This is a genomic window from Spirillospora sp. NPDC049652, assembly GCF_040675125.1.
In the GTDB taxonomy this organism is placed as follows: domain Bacteria; phylum Actinomycetota; class Actinomycetes; order Streptosporangiales; family Streptosporangiaceae; genus Spirillospora.
Genome location: NZ_JBFAOF010001257.1, coordinates 1 through 1,714, shown reverse-complemented (window position 1 = coordinate 1,714; position 1,714 = coordinate 1). Strand labels below are relative to the sequence as shown.

Genomic DNA, 1,714 nt, shown 5'->3' with positions numbered 1-1,714 from the left:
ACGGCGGGCAGGGCGGTCGCCGTGAGCGCGGCGACCGGCACCAGCACGGCCGCGGCCGCCGCGAGGGCTCGGGCTCGGATCATGGGGTCGGGCTCCCTTCCAGGGGGTGAGATAGCCGGAACGTACCTGCCCGACATCGCCCGATTCGGGAACACCGCGGTGACGGCCCGGCCAACCTTGATCGCCCGGCTCGTGAACGCGTCCCCGACCCGCGGAAAGGCGAAAACCCGACAAAAACGGAGAATCTCGCCGGACGCGGGACGCGGGACGCCCCGTCCGGCGCGAGGCGGGACGGGGCGTCCGAGCGGAACCGTTCCAGCCGATCCGGCCCGATAGGGGCGGCCCGGCGGATCAGCCCATCCAGTCGAAGGTGGCCGGGTCCGGGCCGAGCCGCCGGTCGGCGTCCATCGCGCCGATCGCGGCCATGTCCTCGCCGGTCAGCTCGAAGTCGAACACGTCGAAGTTCTCGGCGATCCGGGACGGCGTGACCGACTTCGGGATGACGATGTTGCCGAGCTGCAGGTGCCAGCGGAGCACGACCTGCGCCGGGGTCTTGCCGTGCGCCTCGCCGATGCGGGCGAGCGCCGGGTCCTCCAGCAGGCCGCGGCCCTGGCCGAGCGGGCTCCACGCCTCGGTGCGGATGCCGTGCTCCTCGTTGAACGCGCGCAGCCCCGCCTGCTGGAAGTACGGGTGCAGCTCCACCTGGTTCACCACCGGCTTGACGTCGGTCTCGGCGAACAGCCGCTCCAGCGTGCCGACGGTGAAGTTGGAGACGCCGATCGCGCGGATCCGGCCGTCCTTGTGGAGCTTCTCGAACGCCCGCCAGGTGTCGACGTACTTGCCGTGCGAGGGCACCGGCCAGTGGATCAGGTACAGGTCCAGCACGTCCAGGCCGAGCCGGTCCATGCTGGCGTCGAAGGCGCGCAGCGTGGAGTCGTAGCCCTGGTCGGAGTTGAACAGCTTGGTGGTGACGAAGAGCTCGTCGCGGTCGATGCCGGACGCGCGCAGCGCGCGTCCGGTGCCCGCCTCGTTCTCGTAGGCGCTCGCGGTGTCGACGCTCCGGTAGCCGGTCTCCAGCGCGACGGCGACGGCCTTCTCGGCCTCGTCGTCGGAGACCTGCCAGACCCCGTAGCCGAGCTGCGGCATCTCGACGCCGTTGTTGAGCCGCACAGTGGATACGGTCACGATCCCCCCAGTTCCTCGTGGTCACATCGGTTGCGGTGCCATCCGATCATCCGGTCCATGCCCCGAAAACACGGGCATGAAAGATGTCGGGGTTTCCCACGATGTGACGTCCCGGAGGGGGCGGGCACGATCGGGGGTACCGCCACCCGTACAGGAGCCCCGCCATGCCCTCCCCCCTGCCTCCCGGTTTCCGCATGCCCCCGGCGGCCCAGGTCGCCTGGCTGATGGCCGACCCGCTCGGCTTCTACGAGGCGGGCCGCCGCCGGTTCGGGCCGATCTTCACGGTGCGCTACCCGGGGCTGCCGCCGGAGGTCTGCGTCGCGACCGCCGAGCTGGCCGAGGAGGTCTTCGCCACCGACGGCGGGCCGGGCCGCGCGGGCGAGATGCGGCGGGCGTTCATCGGCCCGCTGGTCGGCGAGGAGTCGCTGCTGTGCCTGGACGGCGAGCCGTGGTGGCGGCACCGCCGCCTGCTCAGCCCGCCGCTGCACGGCCGCGCGGTTCCAGGCAGTTCGATCTTCATCCTGCCCAC

2 protein-coding genes are annotated in these 1,714 nt (G+C 71.7%); one reads left to right on the top strand and one right to left on the bottom strand.

Annotated features, from left to right (window positions below; translation table 11 throughout):
• Positions 1-351: 351 nt before the first annotated feature.
• Complete coding sequence (locus AB0J52_RS39180; protein WP_500188151.1) at positions 352-1,146, bottom strand: aldo/keto reductase; 795 nt, start codon at positions 1,144-1,146, stop codon at positions 352-354.
• A gap of 203 nt (positions 1,147-1,349) precedes the next feature.
• On the opposite strand from AB0J52_RS39180, the gene AB0J52_RS39175 reads away from it, so the two are divergent.
• Positions 1,350-1,714, top strand: a 365-nt coding sequence (locus AB0J52_RS39175) for a hypothetical protein (RefSeq protein ID WP_500188149.1), incomplete at its 3' end; no start/stop codon positions are given.